Source organism: Azospirillum sp. FG154 (assembly GCF_057809575.1).
Map to the genome: position 1 here is coordinate 1 of NZ_JBMDKF010000064.1, position 1,122 is coordinate 1,122.

The window sequence follows — 1,122 nt, forward strand, 5'->3', positions numbered from 1 at the left end:
CGCTGGAATGCCCCCCAATTTTGAGATTCTGCTAAAGTGTTCCGGCTCTCTGTGGGAGAGGACGGATGGGAGAGAAGCGAAGTGTTGAGTTCAAGGTTTCGCTGGTTCGTCGGCTTGAGGCTGGCGAACGGGTGACGGACCTTGAACGAGAAAGTGGTGTGTTCCGTTCGCGGATTTACCGCTGGCGGGCGTCTTTTGCTCGTGATGGGGAGGCTGGATTGGAGCGCGCTCCCGGTCGTCAGCGTGGCTATCGGCGGTCAGGTGCGGTTGGGGGAACGGCGCCGGAGGTTCCAGCTCCCGGCGCGCCGTCGGAAGCTGCTTTGGCTCAGCTTGGGCCGGAGGCGCGCGCCTGGGTGTCGGCGCTTGAGCGGACGGTCGCGCGTCAGCAGTTGGAATTGGATTTTTTCAGCGAAGCCTTGCAGCGGGTCGAGGAGTCGCGTCGGTCGATGAACGCGGCTGGCGAGAGGGCGTCTACGCCGCCATCCAGGCGCTGACGCAGCGGCAAGGCAGGCTTTCGGTGGAACGGATGTGCGGCTTGGCCCAGGTGAGCCGGGCGGGTTTCTACCGGCATTGGCGGGAGCGCGCTCCGAGGGCGGAGGAGACGGACCTGCGCGACGCGATCCAGCGCCTGGCGTTGGCGCATCGGCATTACGGCTATCGGCGGATCACGGCGCTGCTGCGCCGTGAGGGGCGGCTGGCGAACCACAAGCGGGTGCTGAGGCTGATGCGGGAGGACAATCTGCTGAGCCTGCGGCGGGCGGCGTTCGCGCCGACGACGACGGACAGCCGTCATGACTTTCCGGTTTGGCCCAACCTGGCGCGCCGCTTGACGTTGAGCGGGCCGAATCAGTTGTGGGTGGCCGACATCACCTATGTCCGGCTGGGCGGGGAGTTCGCCTATCTGGCGGTGGTGCTGGACGCTTGGTCCCGACGGGTGATCGGTTGGGCGTTGGCCGACCATCTGCGCGCGGAACTGGCGCTGGAGGCGCTGGACGGCGCCTTGGCCGCGCGGGGAGGGGGGCCGATGGTTCACCACTCCGATCGTGGCGTCCAGTACGCCTGCCGGGCCTACGTCGAGCGTCTGAAGGCCCACGGCGTCCAGCCAAGCATGAGCCGCGTCGG

At 67.1% G+C, this 1,122-nt stretch carries 1 protein-coding gene; it reads left to right on the plus strand.

All coding sequences use genetic code 11. From position 1 onward, the window contains the following. Positions 1–535: 535 nt before the first annotated feature. Positions 536–1,122, plus strand: a 587-nt coding sequence (locus tag ACODS4_RS28105) for an IS3 family transposase (protein WP_488869179.1), incomplete at its 3' end; no start/stop codon positions are given.